17 protein-coding genes and 2 pseudogenes are annotated in these 23480 nt (G+C 63.5%); 9 read left to right on the top strand and 10 right to left on the bottom strand.

Features of this window, described 5'->3' with window-relative positions:
* Nucleotides 1-51: 51 nt before the first annotated feature.
* From ppc to CTP10_RS35105, 7 genes and pseudogenes are all read right to left on the bottom strand, one after another.
* Nucleotides 52-2898 carry a phosphoenolpyruvate carboxylase gene (ppc, locus tag CTP10_RS35135; protein WP_442875250.1) on the bottom strand — a complete coding sequence of 949 codons (2847 nt, stop codon included), beginning with the start codon at nt 2896-2898 and terminating at the stop codon, nt 52-54.
* 1228 nt (nt 2899-4126) lie between these two features.
* Nucleotides 4127-4444 (bottom strand): NIPSNAP family protein, encoded by a 318-nt coding sequence (locus CTP10_RS35130; RefSeq protein WP_116323955.1) that lies wholly within the window; start codon nt 4442-4444, stop codon nt 4127-4129.
* Nucleotides 4445-4477: 33 nt separating this feature from the next.
* Nucleotides 4478-5452 carry a Bug family tripartite tricarboxylate transporter substrate binding protein gene (locus tag CTP10_RS35125; RefSeq protein WP_116323954.1) on the bottom strand — a complete coding sequence of 325 codons (975 nt, stop codon included), beginning with the start codon at nt 5450-5452 and terminating at the stop codon, nt 4478-4480.
* A gap of 240 nt (nt 5453-5692) precedes the next feature.
* Nucleotides 5693-6592, bottom strand: coding sequence for a helix-turn-helix domain-containing protein (locus CTP10_RS35120; protein ID WP_116323953.1), 900 nt, complete (start codon nt 6590-6592; stop codon nt 5693-5695).
* A gap of 478 nt (nt 6593-7070) precedes the next feature.
* Nucleotides 7071-8239: pseudogene (locus tag CTP10_RS35115) on the bottom strand (tyrosine-type recombinase/integrase).
* 92 nt (nt 8240-8331) lie between these two features.
* Nucleotides 8332-9051, bottom strand: a complete 720-nt coding sequence (locus CTP10_RS35110) for an aldolase (RefSeq protein ID WP_442875266.1) — start codon at nt 9049-9051, stop codon at nt 8332-8334.
* A gap of 108 nt (nt 9052-9159) precedes the next feature.
* Entirely contained in the window at nt 9160-10152 is a 993-nt protein-coding gene (locus CTP10_RS35105; protein WP_271815968.1) for a Bug family tripartite tricarboxylate transporter substrate binding protein, read from the bottom strand.
* A 149-nt stretch (nt 10153-10301) separates the two neighbouring features.
* Here CTP10_RS35105 and CTP10_RS35100 point away from each other — a divergent pair, with 149 nt between their 5' ends.
* Nucleotides 10302-10898 carry a helix-turn-helix domain-containing protein gene (locus CTP10_RS35100; RefSeq protein WP_116323950.1) on the top strand — a complete coding sequence of 199 codons (597 nt, stop codon included), beginning with the start codon at nt 10302-10304 and terminating at the stop codon, nt 10896-10898.
* A gap of 729 nt (nt 10899-11627) precedes the next feature.
* Here the strand turns inward: CTP10_RS35100 and CTP10_RS35095 are convergent.
* Nucleotides 11628-12512, bottom strand: a complete 885-nt coding sequence (locus CTP10_RS35095) for a LysR family transcriptional regulator (RefSeq protein WP_116323948.1) — start codon at nt 12510-12512, stop codon at nt 11628-11630.
* Nucleotides 12513-12669: 157 nt separating this feature from the next.
* On the opposite strand from CTP10_RS35095, the gene CTP10_RS35090 reads away from it, so the two are divergent.
* The 4 genes from CTP10_RS35090 (at nt 12670) to CTP10_RS35075 (ending at nt 17003) form a co-directional block, all read left to right on the top strand.
* On the top strand, nt 12670-13602 hold the full coding sequence (locus tag CTP10_RS35090) for a dihydrodipicolinate synthase family protein (RefSeq protein ID WP_116323947.1): 933 nt from the start codon (nt 12670-12672) through the stop codon (nt 13600-13602).
* Between the two features lie 77 nt (nt 13603-13679).
* Complete coding sequence (locus CTP10_RS35085) at nt 13680-14678, top strand: Bug family tripartite tricarboxylate transporter substrate binding protein (protein WP_116323946.1); 999 nt, start codon at nt 13680-13682, stop codon at nt 14676-14678.
* A gap of 44 nt (nt 14679-14722) precedes the next feature.
* Complete coding sequence (locus CTP10_RS35080) at nt 14723-16267, top strand: UxaA family hydrolase (protein WP_116323945.1); 1545 nt, start codon at nt 14723-14725, stop codon at nt 16265-16267.
* 43 nt (nt 16268-16310) lie between these two features.
* Nucleotides 16311-17003, top strand: coding sequence for a fumarylacetoacetate hydrolase family protein (locus CTP10_RS35075; RefSeq protein ID WP_116323944.1), 693 nt, complete (start codon nt 16311-16313; stop codon nt 17001-17003).
* A gap of 129 nt (nt 17004-17132) precedes the next feature.
* Here the strand turns inward: CTP10_RS35075 and CTP10_RS35070 are convergent.
* Nucleotides 17133-17943: pseudogene (locus CTP10_RS35070) on the bottom strand (tyrosine-type recombinase/integrase); the annotation flags it as partial.
* A gap of 178 nt (nt 17944-18121) precedes the next feature.
* Nucleotides 18122-19186 (bottom strand): PDDEXK nuclease domain-containing protein, encoded by a 1065-nt coding sequence (locus CTP10_RS35065; protein WP_116323943.1) that lies wholly within the window; start codon nt 19184-19186, stop codon nt 18122-18124.
* Nucleotides 19187-19596: 410 nt separating this feature from the next.
* Between CTP10_RS35065 and CTP10_RS35060 the strand changes: the two genes are divergently transcribed.
* The 4 genes from CTP10_RS35060 (at nt 19597) to ybgF (ending at nt 23277) form a co-directional block, all read left to right on the top strand.
* Nucleotides 19597-20799 (top strand): DNA-binding protein, encoded by a 1203-nt coding sequence (locus CTP10_RS35060; protein WP_271815963.1) that lies wholly within the window; start codon nt 19597-19599, stop codon nt 20797-20799.
* Between the two features lie 163 nt (nt 20800-20962).
* Nucleotides 20963-22000 (top strand): H-NS histone family protein, encoded by a 1038-nt coding sequence (locus CTP10_RS35055; protein WP_271815961.1) that lies wholly within the window; start codon nt 20963-20965, stop codon nt 21998-22000.
* 175 nt (nt 22001-22175) lie between these two features.
* Nucleotides 22176-22442, top strand: a complete 267-nt coding sequence (locus CTP10_RS35050) for an H-NS histone family protein (RefSeq protein ID WP_116324074.1) — start codon at nt 22176-22178, stop codon at nt 22440-22442.
* Nucleotides 22443-22518: 76 nt separating this feature from the next.
* Nucleotides 22519-23277 carry a tol-pal system protein YbgF gene (gene ybgF / locus CTP10_RS35045; protein ID WP_271815959.1) on the top strand — a complete coding sequence of 253 codons (759 nt, stop codon included), beginning with the start codon at nt 22519-22521 and terminating at the stop codon, nt 23275-23277.
* Nucleotides 23278-23480 lie beyond the last annotated feature (203 nt).

Below are 23480 nucleotides of genomic sequence, written 5' to 3'. Positions count from 1 at the left end.
GCCTGTCCCGGGAGCCAATGCTTCACATGACTGCGCTAACCGCTCGTTGCCTCAGCCGCTGTTGCGCAGACCAGCTGCCACCCCGTTGATGGTCAGGTGGATGCCGCGCCGGACGCGGATATCATCGCCATCCTTGCCCGCCCGGTAGCGCTTGAGCAGCTCCACCTGCAAGTGGTTCAGCGGATCCAGGTAGGCAAACCGGTTCTTGATCGAGCGCGCCAGCAGTGGGTTGTCCGCCAGCCGGTCCTGGTGCCCGGTGATCAGCGCGAGCATCTCGCTGGTCAGGTGCCATTCCTTGCTGATGCGGTTGAACACGGTGCGGCGCAGCGCCGCGTCATCGCACAGTTGTGCATAACGCGAAGCCACCGCCAGGTCGGTCTTGGCCAGCACCATGTCCATGTTGGACAGCAGCGTGGAGAAGAACGGCCAGGCCTTGACCATGCGGCGCAGCGTGGTGACGGCGGACTTGCGTGCCTTGTCGTCCGGCGCGCTGTCCAGCAACGCCTTCACTGCGCTGCCGAAGCCGTACCAGCCCGGCAGCAGCAGGCGGCACTGGCCCCACGAGAAGCCCCAGGGGATTGCCCGCAGGTCTTCGATGCGGCGGTGCTTCTTGTCCATCAGCTTGCGCGAGGCCGGACGCGAACCCAGGTTCAGGTCGGCGATCTCGGTGATCGGCGTGGTGGCGAAGAAGTAATCCTTGAAGCCCGGGGTCTCGTAGACCAGGTCGCGGTAGGCCGAGAAGGCGCGGTCGGACAGCTGCTGCATCACCGCCTCGAACATGTCGAGGTCCCTGGGCGCGTTCTGCTGCGGCAGCAGCGACGCTTCCAGCGTGGCCGCGACCACCGTCTCCAGGTTGCGCCGGCCGATCTCGGCGTTGGCGAACTTGCTGTTGATGATCTCGCCTTGCTCGGTCAGGCGGATCTGGCCGTTCACGGTGCCCGGCGGCTGCGACAGGATCGCGTCGTAGGTCGGGCCGCCGCCACGGCCGACGGTGCCGCCGCGGCCATGGAACAGGCGCAGCTTGACCTTGCGCTCCTCGAACAGCTGCACCAGCTCCAGTTCGGCCTTGTACAGCTCCCAGGTGGAGGTCAGGAAGCCGCCGTCCTTGTTGGAGTCCGAATAGCCGAGCATCACTTCCTGCTCGACGCCATGGTGCGCGATCACCGAATCGAAGCCCGGCAGGTCCAGCAGCGACTGCATGATGCCGGCGGCGTTGCGCAAGTCCTCGATGGTCTCGAACAGCGGGATCACCATCAGCTCCATGCGCGCCGGGTCGGTCTTGCTGCCCAGCGTGCCTTGCAGCATGCCCGACTCCTTCTGCAGCAGCATGACCTCGACCAGGTCCGACAGGGTCTCGGTGTGCGAGATGATGTAGTTGCGCGCGATGCGCTTGCCGTAGCGCTTGCGCAGCTCGCGCGCGGCGGCAAAGATCGCCAGCTCCTTGCGGGTCTGCTCGGAATACTCGTGCCACGGCAGCGTCAGCAGGCGCGGTTGGCGCAGCTCGGCCAGCAGCAGCTCCAGCTTGCGCTGCTCGGACAGCGCGGCATAGTCCGGGGCGATGCCGGCGGCGGCGAACAGCTCGGCGATGACCGCCTCATGCACGTCCGACACCTGGCGCATGTCGACCGACGCCAGGTGGAAGCCGAACACGCCGATGGCACGCGCCAGCGCGTCGATGCGGGCGCCTGCCAGCGCCTGGCCGTGGTTTTCGCGCAGCGAGTCGATCACCACCTGCACGTCGGCGGCGAAGGCCTCGGCGCTGTCGTAGGGCTCGGCCGGCGCCACCGGGCGGCGCGGCGCGGCGTGGCCGGTCAGCGTCTTGCAGGTGGCGGCCAGGCGCGCGTAGATGCCGATCAGCGCGCGGCGGTACGGCTCGTCGGCACGGTGTTCGGAATGGTCGGGCGAGCGCTCGGCCAGCGCCAGCAGCTCAGGGCTGGCGTCGACCATCAGCGTCGACATCGACAGTTCGGCGCCCAGCGCATGGACTTCATCCAGGTACCAGTCGAGGATCATCTGGGCCTGCTGGCTGGAGGCATGCTCCAGGGTCTCGGCAGTAACGTTGGGGTTGCCGTCGCGGTCGCCACCGATCCACGAGCCCATCTGCAGGAACGGCGCCAGCGGTGCCGGCTGCGTGCCCGGGGTGCCCTTGCGCTTGCGCGTGGTCGGGAACACCGCGGCGATATCTTCTTCCAGCTCCGTCATCAGCTGCGGGATGCCGCGCAGGAAGCAGGTGCGGTAGTAGGACAGCGCGTTGTCAATCTCGTCGGCCACCGTCAGGCGCGCGTCGCGCAGCATGCGGGTCTGCCACAGCGTGGTGACCTTGGCGCGCAGCTGAGCGGTATTGTGCTCGCGCTCACGCGCGGTCATGGGCAGGTCGCGCTCGGCCAGCAGGCGGGCGATCTCGCGCTCGGCGTCCAGGATGCTCTTGCGCTGGACTTCGGTCGGGTGCGCGGTCAGCACCGGCACGATCAGCGCTTCGTCCAGGAACTTGCGCAGCTGCTTGCCGGTCACGCCGGCGGCGTCGATCTTCTCCAGTGCGTGCGGCAGGCTGCCGGCCTGCGGCGGCGAGCCGGCCAGCGCATGCACGCGGCGGCGGCGGTTGTGGTGCTGGTCCTCGGCGATATTGGCCAGGTGCGAGAAATAGCTGAATGCGCGCACCACCTGGTTGGTCTGGTCGCGCGACAGGCGCTTGAGCAGCCGGTCCAGCTCGGCGCCGGCGGCACGGTCGTTCTCGCGGCGGAAGCGCACCGCGGTCTGGCGGATGGTCTCGACCACCTCGAAGGCGGCATCGCCTTCCTGCTCGCGCAGGCAGTCGCCCAGCAGGCGGCCTAGGAAGCGGATGTCCTCGCGCAGCGGCAGGTCCTTCTCGGCGCCGCCAGGGGGCTGAGCTTTAGGCACGTCAGTTGCTGACTTGACATTCATCTCTGGCACAGCATGGCGTGTGTCATCTGCGACGCCTGTCGGTGCGCCCTTGGCAGGGACGGCTTCGCTCGCAGGTGAGTTGACGACAGGAATCGCAACGGAGATTGCCTTCAGGGAGTCAGTTGCTCGATTGGCGGAGGATTTTCGCTGGCTTGCGGGGCGTGCTGCTTGCTGCGTCATGGGATTCTAAATTCTTTTCAATCAAATTGATGTGACATTGCCGAGTGCGAGTCGCAGACCCGATTACCTCTTCAGACAATCCACCAGCCCAATGGTGGTGCTATCAGCTGCGCGATCGGCTTCGTCTTTCAGCAGGCGGACGTCATCGACCTGCGTTTGATCTCCGGCGGAAAGACGCTCCAACTGCCGTCGTCATGTCGAAAGAAAAAGACAGCCACCGGGTTGTCGGTTCGAGGCAGTTCCACATGCACACAATGATTTCTGCCCAGTGTGGAATGCAACACACGGGTTATCCGTAGCGATGAAAACGAGGAGTTGCCGAACCACTTCTCAACCAGAAACCTTAACGATCCTTGATTAATTTGCACTTTCGTCTCGCTGGAATTGGCGCGATCAAATGTCACAGATAAAGTGATGAACGCGTCAGTGCCTTCACCTAACAGATATGGGTGACAAGGGCTCACTGCCCTTCGGGATGTCAACTGCAGCTTTCCGGCTCGCTGGAGGTGCTTACTGAATTGATCAACAGCCTGCCTTCGAGGCTCGGCCCGGCTGCATTGCAGTGTTAAGCGTCTAACGCCCCCATGCTTTTGCTAACGTTAGCACTATAGTCGTGATTGGCCGCCACTGTCAAAGGAATGCTCTCACAATCGCGGGCCCCGACGCTGACGCCCCTGGGGGATTAACGTAACGCGAGGGCTCGCCGAAGCAGGGGCACGATTCACGGCGAGAGGACTATGAACCACCCAATGCGCTAACCGGATGCTCTGCACAAAGCCTGCTCAAATGTGCTTGGGCGTGAATGAGAAACTGTTGAGGCCGGGGCGCAGGCGCTCGCGGCACGCGCTGGACAGCATTTGAGGCTTGGCGCAGGACGCGCCTCCAAGCCTCTGACGCACTTATGCCTCGGCGGTGGCGCGGACGCACGCGAGCATCGGATCGCGCTTTCGGCCCGGACCGGGTTCTCTCCAACGGGGCGTGAATGGCCCGGCGCTGAACGCCCGGGCCGCGACGACAGGTCCGCCTATGGCTTGAAGAACGATACCGGCGTCATCAGCCGGTTCTCCTGGCTGGTGAGGTAGCCGGCCTCGGCGCTCATTTTTAGGTAGTCGCTCCAGGCCGGGTCCTTCTGCAGCGCCTGGCGCTTGCCCTCGCGATCGGCTGCGCTGTCATAGACCCAAATGTGCATGTAGCTGTTGACATCGCCGGTCTCGGTTTGCATGTAGGCCAACGGTTTGCCAAGGTGGCGACTCTGGATCGCGTAGCCGTGCTCGGCATACAGCGCCAGGTGTCTTTTGATCGTGCCGGGGCGGCAGGTGTAGGTCCGAACGTCGAACAGCATGGGGTTTCCTCGAGCGGTGGCGGATGAGTGGAGTCAATCGGCGGTGGCGCCAGACTGTTTGACAAGCACGGCCCAGCGCGCCACCTCCTGGTTCACGTACTTCTGAAATGCGGCCTGATCGTCGCCGACCGGGTCGGCGCCGAGCCCTTTCAGCCGTTCCTTCACGGAGGGGTCGGCTACGCTCTGGACGATGGCCTGCGAGAGCTTCTCGATGGCGGCCGCTGGCGTGCCGGCCGGCGCAAACAGGCCGAACCACGAGCGCGCGGTCATGCTCGGGAACGGCGTTTCCGCGAAAGCGGGCACATCGGGCAGGGCGACGTGGCGCTTGGTACCAGTGACTGCCAGCGCCTTGAGCTTGCCGCTCTGCACCTGGGCGAGGACTTCGGGCAGGTTGGCGAACATGATCTGCACTTGGGCGCCCATCACGTCATTGAGCGCCTGCGCCCCGCCCTTGTAGGCGACGTGCGTCATCTTCGTTCCGGCTAGCGCGCTGAACTGCTCGCCGGCCAAGTGGGACGCGGTGCCGGTGCCGCCCGATGCGTAGTTGACGCGGCCGGCATTGGCCTTGGCGTATGCGGCGAGCTCGCTAGCCGAATTGGCTGGCACCGAGGGATTCACCACCAGCAGCAGCGGCACCGACGCTAGGTTCGACAGGCCCACGAAATCGCGCGTGAGACTGTAGTTGAGCTTCTGGTAAAGCGAGGCGTTGATTGCGTGGCTCGACGTGGCCATCAACAGCGTGTAGCCGTCGGGGTCTGAGCGCGCGGCCGAGACGGCGCCAATATTGCCGTTTGCGCCGGCCTTGTTTTCCACCAATATCGACTGGCCGAGCCGGGTCGACATGGCTTGCGCCACGGTGCGCGCGATCACGTCGGTGGCGCCGCCGGCGGCGAACGGCACGATGATGCGCAAGGGATGATCCGGGTAGTCCGCCATCGCGTTGAGGGTAGTGACGGCCAATGCGGTGGCCACGGCAAGGCCCCGCAACCGGATGATTGCTTTGTACATGTCTGTCTCCTGTGCCCCTGGGCTTCTTATGGGCCCGCTGACGGCGGCCTGCGCGTCTGCCGGGTGTCGGGCCAATGGCGTCATGCCGTGCCCGCACGCGCCGCTCGTGCCCGCATACACATAAGAACGTGCCCGGGTGACGGTGACGCCGGGTTCGGCTGCGCCATGAGGAACACTTTATCCAGCCACGTGGCAGCTGCGTTAGGACGGATCAGACGATGTGTTGGATTTTTTCGCGCGTCATTCCAGCGGACGACAATGCTTCCTGCGGAAGTCGCCCGGCGTGAGGCCGGTTTGCTTCTTGAAGAAGCGTGCGAAGTAGGCCGGGTCCTCGATATTGAGACGGAACGCGATCTCGGCGATGGCTGTTTCAGTGTTGCTCAGCCAGCGCTTGGCTTCGAGCACCACGCGTTCCTGTACCACCTGGCTGGCCGTGCGCGCCACGGTTCGCTTGACCGCGTCGTTGAGCTGACGCTCGCTCACGCAGAGCGCCTCGGCGTATTGGCCGATCGTGTCGAAGCGCAAGTAGTGCGTTTCCACCAGCATCGTGAAACGGCGCGTGAGCGCCTGCTGCGGTCCAACGCCGCTGTCGTGCTCGTTGCCCGGGCACAAGCGGCACAGGCGCGTGAGCAGGATCAGCAGGCAAGCCCGGAGCACGTCGGTAAAGCCAGGCTGGCGGTCGCGCGCCTCGCGCTCCATCTCGCGAAGCAGCGGCAGCATGTCGTCATGCTGGGCCTGCGTAAGATAGAGCGCATTGTTGCCGCGCGTGGGGTTGTAGAACGGGAATTTTGCGACATCTTCGGCCCGCGGAAACATCCGCGCGAAGAAGTCGGTGCTGAAATTCAGTACATAGCCGTGCGGCTTGACCGATGACGTCCAGGCATGGACCTGCCCTGGTGAGAGGAAAAACACCGAGTGGTCGCGCACATCGAAATGCGCAAAGTCGAGCATGTGCGTGCCGCTCGCCCGGGTCATCCAGAGCAGGTGGTAGTAGTTGTGCCGGTGCAGGAAGCCCCGCGGGATGTCGTCGCGGTCCTGCAGCCGCACGAGGTCGAAATAGAATGACCCCTTGCCCGCGAAATCCGATGTCTCGAGGGTGGGAAACTCGCCAGAGGGGCTGGAGGGGAGGGCTTTGGGCAACGGCAGTTCCTTGCGGTGTCAGGGCCTGGTTACCAGCGCCATCCTATCCCAAAATGCGCCGGCGGCCACTGAGTCACGCCCGATCTACCATGATGTCAACCCTGCGGCTGGTCAAGAATCTGGGCGCAGATCGAATGCCAACTGACGGCGTCCATTGGCATTACACGATCCCAGAGAATTTTCCCTGTCAGCGCTGGATGTGGCGCTGTTGGGAAGCACTGGTCTTCTCTCCCTCACTATCAGGATGCGCAGATCGGGCCGATGATCAACGAACAAGCGATCGACAAGGTTGCGGGGCACGTTGACGACGCGCTGACCAACGGCACAATGGTCATCACGGGCGGAAGGCGCATGACAGCGCTTGGCCCAGAACTACATTGGCACGGATGCCGAGACCGCCGTCGATCAGGTCAAGGCTGCGATGATCGATGTACGACCGCATCGCAGTTTCACGATGATGAAATAACCAGTGGACCAGCTATTTCTTAGTGCCCCAGCCAATCCGGTGCCGCTCCTGTGTGGCTTCATGGCGCGCAGCCTCTTCGCTGTGCAGGTAACCGCTCGTCGTCGACTGCGAACTATGCCCAAAGTTGTCGCGCACAAGACTCAGGTCGACCTGTCGGTCGGTCATGTGCGAGCCAGCGGTGTGGCGCAGCCAGTGCGCCGAGGCACTGGCCAGCACCGCGGCTTGCGATTCCCATTCCGGCCCGCGCGCCCGCAGGCGTGCCGCGGCCATGCCGAATACTTCTTTGAGGATCAAGTGCAAAGCGCCGCGTGACAGCGCTTTCTCGCCGCTCCCAATCACCGGCAGTACCAGTGGACGCGCCTCCCCGAACTGCGGGGTAGGCGGCAACTCGTGGGCGCGGCGGTAGCGCCAGTTCGGCGATCAATTCGTCTGTCGCCGGTACCAGCCGGGTCTTGTTGCCCTTGCCGGTCACCTCCAGCCACCAGCGCTCAATGCTCTGGGCATCGCGGCGGCAGAAGAGCGCGCCCATCGCGGTCGCGGTCAACTCCGACGCCCGCAAGCCGCCCAGATAGTGCACCGTCAGCACCCAGCGGCAGCGTGCCGCATGCAGCCGTTCCCGCGCGGTCTCGGTCGGCATCCCAGCGACCGTCTCCTGACCGTCTCCCACAGTTCGTGGCTCAGATAACGGATGATGCGCGCCTGGGTAGGGGCGCACCGGCGGCGGGCGAGGGCGAGCGGGTTGCCGGCTAGGTGGCCCGCTTCGTCAACCAGCCGAACAGCGCGTTGAGGACCACCATCGCCTGGCGCACGCTGCCGGGGGATAGTTGCCTGGCAAACGGGCGCCAGTTCAGATGGGCGCGCGCGAGCTTTTTGTTCCTCGGGCCGGTTGCGGAGCGGCGCGGAAGCGCTCGTAGGCGAGCGAGTCTTCTTCGTGCAGTGAGGACAGCGGCTTCCCCAATTCCGGCGCGGTCTACAGGATCAGCCGATCAACCTCGCGGCGATAGGTGGCCAGCGTCGCGGTGCTGTCGGCATAGCGGGCCAGCTAGGGTCACGACGGCGAGGTCATCGCCCGCGGCGATTCGGGCGTCGGTGGTGGGGTGCGCGGTTGGTGCCGTTGGCGCGGACAGTGCTTGCGGCAGGCGCAAAGGCTCGAGCGGCGTGGGAGCGGGCGTCCCATACATGCACGGAAAGCACAAACACCCCTAATGGGGGCCGCCCACTCGGTCGGTGGCCACGCACTCGGCGCTCACGTAGCAGCTCGGGGTATCTCGACTCAATCCGCCGGCAGTTCGCGACGGGCGCGGCGCGAATAGTAGGCAAACGTCGCTTCGAACCGCTTTTGCGTGCTCACCCAGCGTTGTGCCTCCCGACCCAGTTCCGGCGGAATCGGCTGAATCTCACCTGCGGCCATCGCCAGGAGCTGCAGGCGCGCGGCGCGTTCGAACATCACGCCCAGCACGCAAGCTTCCTCCACCGATGCACCAGCAACCAGAAGGCCGTGGTGCGACAACAGGATCGCCTTTTTGTCGCCGAGCGACGTGGAGATGATTTCGCCCTCTTCATTGCCGACTGGGATACCGGGCCATTTTTCGAGGAATGCCGTCTGGTCGTAGAGGACGCAGGTGTCCATATGGGAGATTGTCAGCGGAACCTCGAGCATGGCAAGCGCGGAGGCATGCGGCGCGTGGGAATGAACGATGCAGTTCAGGTCCGGACGCGCGCGATAGAGCCAAGAATGGAAGCGGTTGGCAGGGTTTGGCATTCCGTTTCCGGAAAGTACTTCGAGATCTTGGTTGACGAGCAGCAGATTATCCGCAGTGATTTCGTCGAAACCAAGACCAAGGCGCTGCGTGTAGTACGTGCCCGGCTCCTCGGCCCGCGCCGTGATCTGCCCCGCGAGTCCGGAATCATGTCCGAACGCGAACAGGATTCGGCAGGTTTCCGCGACGGCCGCGCGCAGGGGCATCTTGTCAGCCCGGAGTTTCGTCTGCATCTTCTGGAGCGAAGCGTCGACGATCTCGCTCTTGCTTAGTTGCATTGTGTCAGCCATGGTGTGTCCTTCTGGGATGCGCTGGAGAGTTTGGTGAATGAGGGGCGGATTTTATTTGGCCTTGTCGCTCGCGCCGAGCAGCGCGGACCATCTCTGATTCTCTTCTGCGATCAGTTTTCGAAATTGTTCGGGTGTCGAGGCGATTGGCTCGGTGCCTTGAGCGACCAGCGTCGCCTTGAATTTGGGGTTTGCCGTTACGGCGCCTACCGCGGCGTTAAGCTTCTTCACGATAGCAGGGTCGAGTCCCGCTGGTCCGATCAATCCAGCCACTGATCCAGACACCAGGGTCGGGAACCCCAGCTCGGCAGTGGAAGGAACCTGTGGTGCAGTGGATAGGCGGCGCGGATTCGCTACGGCGAGAGCGCGAAGCTTGCCTGAGGTCACGAACGGCATGACTTGAGGTGTAGCCTCAAAGGTCATGCTCACCTGTCCCGATACGACATTGGTGACGGACTCGGCGCCGCTCTTGAATGGCACATGGAGAAACTCGAGTTTCGCCACGTCCTGAAGCACGCGCATCCCTTGATAAGGCGAACTGCCGACGCCGGCGGTTCCAACGCTCACGGATTCCGATTTGCGCTGGGCAAGCTTGATGAGATCGGGGAGGGTCTTTGCCGGGACATCCGCACCTACCACGACCAGATGCGGTGTTGAGCCCACCAGGGAGATGTAGGTGAAGTCCTTCGCGCTGTCGAAGTTGACCTTGACATCGGTATGGGGATTGACGGCCAGGATGCCGACTGTGGTGAACATTAGTGTGTAACCGTCCGGCCTTGCGCGCCGGACAAAGTCCGCTGCAATGTTCCCGCCCGCGCCGGGACGGTTCTCCACAACGATGGATTGACCGAGTTGTTCGGAAAGGGCTTTACTCGTGGCTCGGGCCACGAGGTCTGTAATACCTCCTGCGCCAAACGGTACTACCAGGGTAATGGCCTTGTCGGGAAACTCTGCCGCGTTAACGGAAAGGGGGATGGTCAAAAACACTGCAGCAGAAAGAGTGACCACGGAAGTCAGGTCACGACAGCGGGGGCGGCTGGGACTCACTTGCAATCTCCTTGGTATTGGAAACAAGTGTGTCTAGCATGACACCAAAGTGTCATAAGTGCAACTACGTTGTCGTGAAAACGTTCGCCCCGTACAATCACGGACTATGGAAGCGCCTGTGCAGGCGCTTTGGAACTTTCGGTCCTAGGATGACGATTAAGCAAGAAGTGAGCGCGGAACCTGCGGCGCCGGGCATTGCCGAGCGCCTGGCAGAACTACGCAAGTTGAATGGTTTGACGCTTGAAGAGTTGGCGCAGCGCGCGTCGCTGACGAAAAGCTATCTGTCCAAGCTTGAGCGGGGATTGTCGTCGCCAACCATCGGAACCGTGCTCAAGCTGGCTGAAGCGTTGTCGGTGACCGTCGATCAGCTCATCTCCAGGTCGTCGCGTGCCAACGAGATCCTTCACGTGAAGGCCGGCGACCGAATTCCGTTCAGTCCGTCTACCGAGCGACATGGGTATACCTATGAAGCCATTGCGACGGAGCGGCCGGACAAGGCCATGCAGCCATTTATCATGCTACCGCCGTTCACATTGGCCGAAGACCAGCCGATGGCCAGTCACGCCGGAGAGGAGCTGATCTTCGTCGTATCAGGGCAAATGGAGGTGCTGTTTGAAGGTCGCACTGTGCGTATGAGTCCTGGCGACTCGCTCTACTTCAATGCCTCTATTCCTCACAGATCGCGCTCGGTGGGCAAAGTCCAGGCTCAAGCGCTCGTAGTGGTTAGCGATCGAAAGAAGATTTGATATTGAGCATGGGCATGATCTCCGATGATGCCTGTGGCGGCCGGCATGCCGGTCAGCTTGACTTGCATTGGAGCGCAGCTACATTGCTTGGGGCATTGTGTTATCGAACATCTGCAATAGGGCTGCTGCCAGTGTGCGACCGCTGTGCCTGAATTCGTATCTAGGGTAATGCCTGGGGAAAACAGCCGTGTATGAGGTCATGCCGGGATCAGGCCGGGGACGACACATACGCCCAAAAGTAGTAAAGAACGAAACTTTCATGCGATCAGCGCGGATGCCACGCTTGTAGAGCGGTCACCCGATATGTGTCGTCTCCGGCTTTATTTCTGCACGCCCCTTGTCCTGTGCGGATGTGTGCCACCGCTACGTTACGCAATCACTAATCGCCTGAAGGGGGCACAAAACCTGGAAAGGATAGCTCGCAACAATTGGGCCACCAAAAAATTCAGGAAGAAGAAATAATCTGCCGGGATCGCTAGTTCCCGCTGCCCCTTGCTCCAAAGCGCAAACTCGGGCTGCGTCAACGGGGACTGGCCCGAGTGGGCCGCACCGTGAAAGCTCGCGGCAGCGGACGTCATCAGGTGGGATGGGAATTTACCGTTCAACCGGCCTTCCCGGTCGTGCTGCACGTGGGGGCTGCAGCTTACCCGCTTTCTGATGGCAAGGTGGTCGCACGAGTCGATGAAGCGGGCCATCGGAGATGGCAGACGAGCGCTGGTGGAATGGGTGTTATCTGAGCTTTTTCTTGACGCCGAGCGGCACGACCGAGGCCAGGAACGCTTGCGCTAGCGCGGCATGCGACCCGCGCGGCGACCACAGAAACCCGACCTGTCTTATCGGCGTGCGGCCCGGCAGCGGAAGGCGCGCCACGCGCAGTCCTTCAGGCCATGGCGGGGTCCAGTCGGGTATCAGCGAGACACCGATGCCACGGTCCACCATCGTCGCGATGGCGTTCAGCGCATCGATCTCCAGCCGTTCCTGCGGCACGATGTTGTGCTCATGGAGGTAGCGATCGGCCACCATGCCGCCCCACATGCCGCGGTCATAGCGGATGAATGGCTCGCTGGCCAGCAGGTCGTGGGGGTCGCGATTCGCCATGGCTGCAGGCGCGAGCACGATAAAGCGCTCCTCGGCCAGCACTTGCCACGCGAATGCCTTAGGGATGGCGAACTGCGGCGCCACGATTATGCCGGCGTCCAGGTCGCCGGACACGATGCGCCGGTACAGGTGTGAGGATGTGCCCGGTTCTACGAAGATCTTCAGGTGCGGATGCGCAGCGTAGAGCCGCTCCAGAATCGGTGGCAGCAAGCCAGTCAGGGCGGAACTCGACACCCCGAGCCGAAGCTCTCCCAGCAGGCTGTCGTCATGTGCCACGGCGCTGAGATCGCGCACATCGCGCACCACGGCGTTGGCCTTGTTCAGAATGCGTAAGCCGCTCTGCGTAGGTAGCACGGTGCGGCCTGAGCGCTTTACCAGTGGCGTATCGATGAACTCTTCCAGCGCCTTGACACGGGCTGCAATCGCCGCCGGCGTCAGCCCGAGGCGCCTGGCTGCCTCGGCGAACGAGCCGTGCTCCACTACGGCGACAAAACTCTGCAGGTATCGTGTGTCCACGAGGCTCCTCCGATTGGATACAAGCGCAGCAAACGATAAAAAATTTGTTGTTTGAAGCTGCCGTTTTCTGCTGTTTCTAAATTCTGCCAGTTTCTAGAATCCGTCTCAACGCTTCGACGGGGCTCGTCGAGGCCCGCGACATCCACAGGAGACCGCCATGACAGATTCTTCTCGCCCCACCGGGGTGTTTTCGCCGGTCGTGACGCCATTTGGCGCCGACTACTCGCCAGACACCGAGCGCTTTGTCCGTCATTGCCGCTGGCTGGTGGCGCAAGGCGTGGGCCTGGCCGTGTTCGGCACCAATTCGGAAGCCAATTCCATGTCGGTGGACGAGAAGAAGCAGATGCTCGACGCGTTGCTGGACGGGGGAATTTCCGCCAGCCGGTTGATGCCGGGCACGGGTGCATGTGCGCTGCCCGACGCCATCGCGCTGACCCGCCATGTGGTGGCGGCAGGATGCGCCGGCGTGCTGATGCTGCCTCCGTTCTACTACAAGGGTGTTTCCGATGACGGCCTGTTCCGCGCGTTTGCGCAGGTTATCGAGGGCGTCGGCGATGCGCGGCTGCGCATCTACCTCTACCACATCCCGGCTGTGAGCCAGGTGCCGCTGAGCTTTGCCTTGATCGACCGTCTGCTCGCTGCTTATCCGGGCGTGGTTGCCGGCATCAAAGATAGCTCCGGCGATCTCGATAATGTGCGTGCGCTGATCGATCGTTTTGGGGCGCGGGGTTTCGACGTTTTCGCAGGCACGGAAGCCATCCTGTTGGAAACGATGCGCGCTGGCGGCGCCGGCTGTATCACCGCCACGGGCAACGTCAACCCTGCGCCCATCGTGGCACTGTACCAGCATTGGCAGGGCACCGACGCCGATGCACGGCAGGCCGCGCTGAACCGCACGCGTGCGGCGTTCCAGCAGTTCCCGATGATTGCTGCGATGAAGGAAGCGATCGCAATGCAAAGCGCGGACCATGCATGGCGTACTGTGCGCCCGCCGTTGACAGAACTGGACCAGCCGCAACGCCTGGCGCTGACGCAGGCGCTGGACTGCCTTGGCTTCGTCATGCCAGACGCTCACCTGCTGGCGGCTTAGCGTGACGCGGTGCGACGCCGTCCGTGTCGTCAGCAAGACCAGCAGCACAAAAATAGAACATACACCGGAGACTCCCCATGAATCTCAGATCTGTAACGGCATCCCGCCGACACCTAGTCGGCTCCGCACTGCTGGCTCTCGCGGCCATGCTGTCCACAACCATGAGCCAGGCAAACGATGTTTACCCGAGCAAGACCATCCGCATCGTGGTGGGTTTTGCGCCGGGCGGGGGCGCCGATATTGTTGCCAGGCAGATCGGCGCTCAGCTCTCGAAGCAGCTGGGCCAGTCGGTCATCGTCGAGAACCGGCCCGGTGCCACAGGTACCATCGCGGCCACCAACGTATCGCAGTCCAGCGCTGACGGCTACTCGCTGATGCTGGCATCGCAGTCGACCATGGTGATTGCACCCAGCATGTATTCGAGACTGCCGTTCGACCCGATCAAGGATTTCAAGCCGGTGACGCAGCTTGTATCGATGCCGCTGGTGATGGTCGTGCATCCGTCCGTGCCGGCCGGTTCGGTCAAGGATGTCATCGCTCTGGCCCGCGTCGGCAAGCTGGCTAGCTATGCGTCATCTGGACCCGGCGGTCCGCAGCACATTGCCGGCGAACTGTTTAACACGATGAGCGGCATCAAGCTGACGCACGTGCCGTACAAAGGCGAGTCGGCCGCACTGACTGACGTGATCGCGGGCACCGTGCCGGTGATGTTTGCCAACGTGCCTGTAGTCGCGCCGTTTATCAAATCTGGCAAGCTCAAGGCGATTGCGGTGTCGAGCCAGAATCGCGCCCCGGGCTTGCCGAATGTGCCTACGGTAGCGGAGTCCGGTTTGAAGAATTTTGAGGTATCGACCTGGTACGGTCTGTTCGCGCCGGCTAACACACCCGTGGCAGTTGTTCAGAAGCTCAGTGACGAAGTCACCATCGCACTGAAGCAGCCGGAACTCCGCGCAAAGTTTGCGGAGCAGGGACTAGCGATCCTCGGCACCAGCCCCGCGCAGTTCGGCAAGTTCATGACCGCCGAAGTGCCAAAGTGGGCCGGTGTGGTCAAGTCCGCCAACATCCAGGCTGAGTAAGGCCACCACCCGCACCCGAGAAAACACCGCTTAGGAATCACAGGATGGAAACCACTGGCAAGAGCATTATCGGACCCTGCATTCGTCTGCATCCTGCGGACAATGTGCTGGTTGCACGCACCAACGTCAGCCTGGGTGCTACGGTTCCCGGCGAAACCTGGAGCATTCGGGGCCAGGTCCCCGCCGGCCACAAGATTGCTGCGCGCTTCATCCGGGCGGGCGAGCCGATCATGAAATACAACGTCTGCATCGGCTTCGCCGCCACCGACATCGTTCCTGGCAGCTACGTCCATTCGCACAACATCAGCTTCCTGGAGTTCGAGCGCGACTATGGCCATGGGCGCGACTACGTGCCGGTCGTGCCGGTCGACCGCAGCCAGCAGGCCATGTTCCATGGCATCGTGCGCGTCGACGGACGCGTGGCAACACGCAACTACGTGGGCATCCTGTCCACGGTCAACTGTTCGGCCACCGTGGTGCGCAAGATTGCCGACTGGTTCACGCCTGAGCGGCTGGCGGCCTACCCGAACGTAGATGGTGTGGTGGCGTTCAGCCACTCGCTTGGCTGCGGCATGGAAATGTCGGGCGAGCCGATGGACCTGCTGCGCCGGACCATGGCCGGCTATGCGCGCCATGCTAACCTGGGCGCCGCGCTGATCGTGGGACTGGGCTGCGAGCGCAACCAACTCAAGGGACTGATGGAGACGCAGTCGCTAGAAGACGGTCCGTTGCTGCGCAGCTTTGTCATGCAGGACTCTGGAGGCACACGCAAGACCATTGACGCCGGCATTGCCGCGATCGAGGAACTGCTACCGTTGGTCAACCAGGTCGAGCGACGCGCGGTGCCCGCCAGCCACCTGACAGTGGGACTGCAATGCGGCGGCTCCGACGGGTTTTCCTCGATTACAGCGAATCCCGCGCTGGGCGCGGCGGTGGACCTGCTGGTGCGCCACGGCGGCACCGCGATCCTGTCGGAGACGCCCGAGATCTATGGTGTGGAACACACGCTGACACGGCGTGCCGCCAGCCGGGCCGTCGGCGAAAAGCTGGTCGAGCGTATCCGCTGGTGGAAAGAGGAGTATTCGGTCGGGCGCGACGTGCAGATCAACGGGCAAGTCAGCCCAGGCAACCAGATGGGCGGACTGGCCAATATCTTTGAGAAATCGCTCGGCTCATCGATGAAAGGCGGAACCGGCCCCCTGATGGAGGTGTACCGCTACGCGGAGCCGGTGACCCAGCACGGCCTGGTCTTCATGGATACGCCCGGCTATGACCCGGTGTCGGCCACTGGCCAGATTGCCGGGGGCGCGAACCTGATCGCGTTCACCACCGGCCGCGGGTCGATGTTTGGCGCCAAGCCCGTGCCTAGCCTGAAGCTCGCCACCAACACCGCCATGTATAAGCGGCTGGAGGACGACATGGACCTCAACTGCGGGGCCATCCTCGACGGCGAGAAGACCATCGGCCAAGTCGGCGAGGAAATTTTCCAGCTGATGTTACGGACGGCATCGGGACAGGCCTCGAAGAGTGAGCAGCTCGGCTTGGGCGACAACGAGTTCGTGCCGTGGCATATCGGCATCATGAGCTGAGCGAAGGCTTCCATCCCTCTTTACTAAACAGGCACAACGAAACATGACTGATTTCGTGATTTCCCCTCCGCTGCAGGCCAGCGTTGCCGTCGCAGGCAGCCAGGCCCGATTCCCCATCCGCCGCGTATTTTGCGTCGGCCGTAACTACGCCGCGCATGCACGTGAGATGGGCAAGGATCCGGACCGCGAGCCACCGTTTTTTTTCACCAAGCCCGCTGACGCCGTCGTCCCGGCCGAAGGCAGCGTACCCTTTCCGCCGTTGACGGAGAACTTGCACCATGAAATCGAACTCGTGGTCGCGATCGGCAAGGCCGGCGCAAACGTGAGCCCGGCGCAGGCGCTGGATCTAGTGTGGGGCTATGGCATTGGTGTGGACTTGACGCGCCGGGACCTGCAGGACGAGGCCAAGAAAATGAGCCGGCCGTGGGACTGGGCGAAGTCGTTCGACGCTTCGGGGCCATGTGGGCCGCTGCAACCGGTCTCGGCGATCGGCCATCCTTCGACGGGCGAGATCTGGCTCAAGGTCAATGGTGAAACGCGCCAGCATGGCGATCTGACAGAGCTGATCTGGCCGGTGGCCGATGTCATCGCGTATATCTCCGACGCTGTAACGCTGCAACCAGGAGACATGATCTTCACCGGCACGCCAGCCGGTGTGGGTGCTTTGAATCCTGGCGACGCAGTCACGGCCGGCATCCAAGGTGTTGGAGAGATCGTGTTCGAGATCGGCATCTGATCAAGAATTCAATACTGATCGTGGCAAGATGCACCCAGGCCGTGGTGCAGGTGTAAATGCTTTGCGCCGGAACGATCAACATGCCAATCAGTCATCCGGCTGCGATCGCCGCGCAGGCAGCTATGCTCGATCCCATTCTGGGCGGAAGGGCCCGCGCGTCCGCAGGCGCGCCGCGGCCAGGCCAAATTCCTCTTTCAGGATCAGGTGCAGCGCGCCGCGTGACAGGGGTTTCTCGCTGCCCGCTTTTCCAATTACCGGCAGTACCAGTGGACGCCACTCTCCGAACTGTGGGGTAGGCGGCAGCTCGTGGGCGCGACGGTAGCGCGCCAGTTCGGCAATCAGTTCGTCAGTCGCGGGCACCAGCCGGGTCTTGTTGCGTTTGCCGGTCACCTCCAGCCACCAGCGCTCGACTCCCTGAGCATCGCGGCGGCAGAAAAACGCCCCCATGGTAGTCGCGGTCAGCCCCGATGCCCGCAGCCCGCCCAGATACAGCACGCTCAGCACCCAGCGGCCGCGGGTCGCGTGCAGACGTTCCCGCGCCGTCTCGGCCGGCATGGCTGCGACCGTGTCTTTGACCACCTCCCACAGGTCGTGGCTCAGATAGCGGGTGATGCGCACCTGGGCGGGGGCGCGCCGCCGGCGGGCGAGGGCGAGCGGGTTGCCGGCCAAGTAGCCCGCCTCGGTCAGCCAGGCGAACAGCGCGTTCAGGATCACCATCGCCTGGCGCACGCTGCCGGGCGACAGCTGTCCGGCAAACGGGCGCCAGTCCGGATGGCCGCGCGCCAGTTTCTTGTTGCCGGCCAGCACCCAGCACCCAGCGCGCGGCCGGTTGCGGATCGGCGAGGAAGCGCTCGTACGCAAGCAGGTCTTCGTGCGTCAGCGATGACAAGGGTTTGCCCAACTGGAGCACGGCCCACAGGATCAGGCGCTCGACTTCGCGGCCGGTTGAGGCCGCGCAGAAGATTGCTGATCAGGAGCCGAATCGAGACTGGTGCATCGTGCCTGGAGCCGGGCACTGGGTTCAGTATGAACGGCCCCACGATGTCAACCAACTGCTGTTGCGCTGGTTCTCTTAGCAGCCAGCTGCATCGGTTCTTCTATTCAGTGCAGCGATCCGCTTATTCGTTGCCAGCCGCATCGTCAGACCTCCGCACACGTCGCGCATCTAACTCCAGCCGCGTCTTAGCGAGTTCCTGCGCCAACAGTTTTTCATCGGGCAGGACGGTCTGATACTCGGCGGCCAGCACCTTGTTGGATAAGCCCTCCAGCGCGTAATGGGCTTCGGCCGCCCCTTTTTCGGCGCACAGGATCAGGCCCACTGGCGGATTTTCACCAGGTTTCATCCAGTGCTCGCGGGCATAGTTTAGATACAGGTGCATCTGGCCGGCATCGGCGTAGCTAAACCTGCCAACCTTGAGGTCGATGATCAGCAGGCGACGGTGGAAAAAGAGCAGATCGACACGGAACCAACTGTCGTCGATGCGTAGCCGTCTCTGACGACCGACGAAGGCAAAGTCGTCGCCCAGTTCTAACAAGAAATCGGCCAAATGCTGGATCAGCGCGTCCTCGAGATCGGATTCAGAATATTCGTCCTTGAGGTTGAGGAACTCCAGGACAAAGGGATCCTTGATGGCTTGCTCAGGCGTGACATGGTCGCCGGGCTCGGCGGTCGCGCCTTTCTGCAGAATCGCTGACTTGTTGCGCGACAGGGCAGTCCGCTCGTAGAACTGGCTTCCGATCTGCCGGTCAAGTTGCCGGACCGACCAGCCGCCGCGCAGGGCCTCGGTTTCATAGAAGGCGCGGGCTTGTGGATTCTTGACGGACAGCAGGCGAACGTAAGCTGACCAAGGTAAGGGGAAGGCTTGGGCCAGCACTGGTAGATCTGTAGTAAGTGTTGACTGTGATTGCCGAATGAGCTCGGCAGCGGATTCTCCAGACGGTGTCTGGAGCATTCCGGGTTTTGCCGATTCTCCAGACAGTGTCTGGAGAATGTGAGCGGCGGGCCAGGCCAGATGGAAGGCGCGCATTTGCCACAGATTCTGCCGGCTAAAACCTCGGCCAAACCGATCGGTCAAGTCAGCCGACAAGCGCTCGATCAGTGCCTCGCCATAAGCCGCCCGATCCTGTCCGCCCTGCTCAAACTCGACAATGCGACGACCGATTTCCCAATAGCTAGCGGTCATCAGTGCGTTGACGCTACGGGCCGCATGACCCACGCCTGGCGCACGCGCCTGCTACCGGTCAGGACCCGCGCTTGGCCGGATGGCAGGTTGGGCATGCCACCTATGCGGTGGGCCGGAAAGCGCTTCTAGCGAAGCAGGTTCTTGTGGCCAGCACGGCCGCCCGCCGCCGCCGCTCGTCCTTCCTTCGCGCCGGGGTAGGTTGGTATGCGTTGCCGCCAGGTCCCATAGCGCGCGACGCGAGTGTGATCGGGGCGTAGTCCCACGCGGGGCGGCCGACGGCAGCGTGAGCAGGCGGGTAGGGCCTCTATTGTAGACATAAGCGCAGTTATGTCTAAAGTATCCCGTCAGAAATTGGCTTTATTACGTATTACGGTGTAATATTTATCATCACTTTTCCGATTTTCTCCCCCATGGCCGCTGCCGACCTGGATCTGACCGACACTGCGCTGCAGGCCGACCTGGCCGAGCTGCGCGGGCGCTTTCCCGAGACCCGCGCGCTGTACCGCGAGGTCTGCGGCCTGCTGTTCTTCCGCTACGGCGTCACGCCCACCGCCAACAAGCTCTACAGCCTGGTGCGCAAGGGCAGCATGGGCACGCCCGCCGAGGTGTTGCAGCAGTTCTGGCAGGAGCTGCGCGGGCGTACGCGCGTCACCATCGACCATCCCGACCTGCCGGAGGCGTTGAAGGACATCGCGGCCGGGGCGGTGCAGACCATCTGGCAGGCGGCCAACGAGGCCGCCACCGGCGAACTGGCCACGCTGCGCGCCGAGGCCCGCCATGCGGCCAGCGTCGCCGAGGCCGAGCGCGACGCCGCGCGGACCGAGACTGCGGGCGCGCGGGAGGAGGCGGCCGCCCTCTCGGCGCATCTGGCCGAGGCGCGCGCGACGCACGACGCCGTGCAGGCGGAGCTGGTGGCGGAACGCCAGGCCCACGCGGCGACCCAGGCCCGGCTCGAGGCGGGGCGGACGGAACTCGAAGCGGGACGGCGCCAGCTGGACGCCTTGCGAACCCAATTCTCGACGGAGCTGGAGCGGGCGCGCGAGGCCGTGACGCTCGCGCAGGAACGGGCGGAAGCCAGCGAGCGGCGCAGCCTGCGCGAACTGGACCAGGAGCGCACCGCGCGCCAGAAGAGCGAGCGCACGGCCGAAGACCTGCGCGCCGAACTGGCGGCGGCACGCAGCGAGGCGCGCGATGCGGCGGTGGCGCAGGCGGAGGGCCGCGCCAGGCTCGAAGCGCAGACCGCGGCGCTGGCCGATCGGCTCGCGGCCACCGAGCAGGCGCAGCGCAAGGCGGCGGGCGACCTGGACACCGTGCAGGCGGAACTCGCCGCGGCGCAGCGCCGGGCCGAGCGGGCCGAAGCGGAAGCGGCGCTCGCGCGCCAGTTGCTGGCCACCCTGCGCGTCGCGCCGCGCGAACGCGACGGCGGTGGTGGAAGGCGGCGCAAGGGCGGCAGTGCGGCGGCGACCGCGCCGGAAGAGCAGGGCGACGGTCAGGGGGAAGCTCAGCAGGATGAGCTGGGCGAAGAACAGGGCGACGAGCCGGGGGCGGCGCTACCCAACAATCAGGACGAAGGCAACGACAGCAGTGACGGCAGCGATGACAGCAAAGACTGAGCGGGCGAACGCGATCCGCCGGATCCAGGCGCAGAGGGACGACGACGGGCCATCCCCCAACCTTGCATCACATAAACGCCGATGGGTAAGTTCGAACGACACGCAAGAGACAAGGTCTCACCGTCCATGGGATTTGGAAGCGTCTGCCCGTGCAGTGACTTCAATGAAGGAGAACGAATTGGCCCCGAAGCAAGTGGTTGAACCCGTTGTCGCGAGCAATGCGACGGACGGACTTGGTCAGATGGAGCTTCCCATCGCTGAGGCGATGCGCGACGCGGATCTCGTCATTGGTGAAGCCAGTGGTGCAGGCGTCGGTAGTGGCAGCAATGACACTCAGGCCCGACGCATGGACTTCTGGTCCACAAGCCGGGATAGCGGCCCGACGGCGACGGTGTCATATCGGCGCCGGCGGCCTTACACAGCCCCGGACGCTTCAACGGAAGACGTGGCACCGGAAGCATCGATAGAAGCCACCGCTGCAGCGGAAGCGTTGACTGAATCTGACGCGCCGGAAGCGCCCATTGAAGCCATGCCCTCGGAAGCGACCACTGAAGCCGTGGCCGAAGCTGCGGTTGAAGTCCTGGCCACGGACGAACCGATGGAAGCTGCCGCCCAGGGCGAACTGACCGAAACGGCCGCCCCGGTAGTACCGCGTTACGCCCCAGCTGCGGAAGCTACGCCAGGAGAGACGCGGGCCCCGAAGCGCGGTCGGAAGCCGAAAATCCTAGCTGAAGTTGCCGCTCCGGAAGTCACGGAGACCCCAACCCGGAAGCGCGGGCCGAAGCAGAGAGCACTGCCTGGAGTGGAGGCTGCCCCGGAAGCGCCGACTCAGAAGACGCGAACCCGGAAGCCGCGACAGGAGCAAAAGGCGCCTACCGCAACCCAACGCCCGTCCCAATCCTCACTGCTCGCTCAACTGGCATCTGTCAATGCGCAACTTGAGCAGTTGCGAGCCGCGGAAGTGCCAAAGGTCGTGGAGGAGATTCGGCAGTGGATGCAGGAGTACGACCTCAGCATTGAGGACATTGCGGGCCAGCCCAGTGTTGAGCCCGCTGCCCGCGCTGTCCCGACCAAGACGAAGGCCGCGCCGCTCCCGAGGTACCGCAACCCCAAGACGGGCCAGACCTGGTCAGGGCGCGGTCGGGCTCCCGCGTGGATTGGCAAGAAGCCCGAGCGCTTCCTCATCGATCTCTTGTACTGAACGACAGGTTGGCGGGCGCGGCCGGTCCGCCCCCCTTCTGACTAGCAAACTCGGCAGGCCGGAAGTTCGGCGACCACTGCGCAGGAAGACCAAGGGGAAGAGCTGTGCAACGAGCCGGGGGCGGCGGCGCTGCCTGGCAACCAGGACGAAGGCAACGACAGCAGTGACGGCAGCGATGACAGCAAAAACTGAGCGGGCGGACGCGATCCGCTGGATCCAGGCGCAGATGGACGACTACGGGCTCACCTTGGAAGAGCTCGACGCGGCGGGGTGCTTCGCGCCTCCGCCCCCACCCGAGCCACCCCCACCGCCGCCTCCGCCTCCGGTGGTCTGCTACCGCAACGCGGAAGGGCTGACCTGGGACGGGCAGGGCGAGATGCCGTCGTGGCTCAAGCGGGCCGTCAATGCGGGGCAGAGCGTCGAGTTTTTCCGGGCGGGATAGGCCCGCCGATGCATTTGGCCCTCAGACCAACGGCGATCTGACGAGCGCTCACCGACACAACCAACGACGCCCATCCATGAAAGTACGCGTTTTTACCCTGGTGTGGCTCGCCGCCATGGCGAGCGGCGGTATGCTGCCACCCACGCAGGCACACGCCGGCGTATTCGACGATGAGCAGGCGCGCAAAACGGTCATCAACCTGCGCGAACAGTTCAACAGCTTCCAGGCGACGGCTACCCAGCGCATTGAGCAGAACAGCCGCACCACACTCGACCTGCAGAACCAGCTCGAAGGCCTACGCCAGGAAGTCGCGCGACTACGCGGCCAGAACGAAGTGCTGCAGAACACGGTGGCGACGCTGCAGAAGCAGCAGAAGGACTATTACGCCGACCTGGATGCGCGCCTGAAGAAGTTCGAGCCGCAGCACGCTTCGGGCGAAGACCGCCAGGGCACGTCGCCGCCGGGCGAGAAGCCCGAATACGACGCCGCGCTCAAGCATTTCCAGGCGGGCGACTTCAAGAGCGCCGGGAATTCGCTCTCGTCGTTTATCAAGAAATATCCGCAGAGCCCGTACCTGCCGCTGGCGCAGTACTGGCTCGGCAACTCGCTCTACGCGCAGCGCGACTACAAGGGGTCCACCTGGGTGCTGCAGAAAATGATCCATGCCAACCCGACGCATCCCAAGGTGCCGGACGCCATGATCGCGGTGGCCAATAATCAGCTCGAGTCCGGCCAGAAGGCGGCCGCGCGCAAAACGCTGGAACAGGTGGGGGCCAAGTATCCCGGTACCGAAGGCGCGCATACGGCGAACAACCGGTTGAAGACGCTGAAGTAAGTGCGGGCGGCTGCGAGCCGGCCGCACCAAGCGCCAAAGGCCCGCTGTTGGGTGATCGTACTTCTAGTGCAAAATCTGGCGGCTTTGCTCCAAAAATCCATACGGATTAATGGCTCGTAAAAACGCCTGCCGTACAAACTGCGGGCTGCCACGAAGCCGCAAGCGGCTCTTCTAGGTACCTTGGTTCTCGTTTCAGGGCGACT

The organism is Cupriavidus sp. P-10, from assembly GCF_003402535.2.
Lineage (GTDB): Bacteria > Pseudomonadota > Gammaproteobacteria > Burkholderiales > Burkholderiaceae > Cupriavidus.
The sequence above is the reverse complement of the archived record's forward strand: the minus strand, read 5'-3'. Positions and strand labels throughout refer to the sequence as shown.

Bases quoted from the DNA above. Each gene is read 5' to 3' on its own strand.
- CTP10_RS35050 (WP_116324074.1), top strand. From the start codon at position 22,176: ATGACAGCAAAAACTGAGCGGGCGGACGCGATCCGCTGGATCCAGGCG.
- CTP10_RS35125 (WP_116323954.1), bottom strand. From the start codon at position 5,452: ATGTACAAAGCAATCATCCGGTTGCGGGGCCTTGCCGTGGCCACCGCA.
- CTP10_RS35110 (WP_442875266.1), bottom strand. From the start codon at position 9,051: ATGCAGACGAAACTCCGGGCTGACAAGATGCCCCTGCGCGCGGCCGTC.
- CTP10_RS35085 (WP_116323946.1), top strand. From the start codon at position 13,680: ATGAATCTCAGATCTGTAACGGCATCCCGCCGACACCTAGTCGGCTCC.
- CTP10_RS35065 (WP_116323943.1), bottom strand. From the start codon at position 19,186: ATGACCGCTAGCTATTGGGAAATCGGTCGTCGCATTGTCGAGTTTGAG.
- CTP10_RS35075 (WP_116323944.1), top strand. From the start codon at position 16,311: ATGACTGATTTCGTGATTTCCCCTCCGCTGCAGGCCAGCGTTGCCGTC.
- CTP10_RS35100 (WP_116323950.1), top strand. From the start codon at position 10,302: ATGACGATTAAGCAAGAAGTGAGCGCGGAACCTGCGGCGCCGGGCATT.
- CTP10_RS35060 (WP_271815963.1), top strand. From the start codon at position 19,597: ATGGCCGCTGCCGACCTGGATCTGACCGACACTGCGCTGCAGGCCGAC.
- CTP10_RS35055 (WP_271815961.1), top strand. From the start codon at position 20,963: ATGAAGGAGAACGAATTGGCCCCGAAGCAAGTGGTTGAACCCGTTGTC.
- ybgF (WP_271815959.1), top strand. From the start codon at position 22,519: ATGAAAGTACGCGTTTTTACCCTGGTGTGGCTCGCCGCCATGGCGAGC.
- CTP10_RS35080 (WP_116323945.1), top strand. From the start codon at position 14,723: ATGGAAACCACTGGCAAGAGCATTATCGGACCCTGCATTCGTCTGCAT.
- CTP10_RS35130 (WP_116323955.1), bottom strand. From the start codon at position 4,444: ATGCTGTTCGACGTTCGGACCTACACCTGCCGCCCCGGCACGATCAAA.
- CTP10_RS35090 (WP_116323947.1), top strand. From the start codon at position 12,670: ATGACAGATTCTTCTCGCCCCACCGGGGTGTTTTCGCCGGTCGTGACG.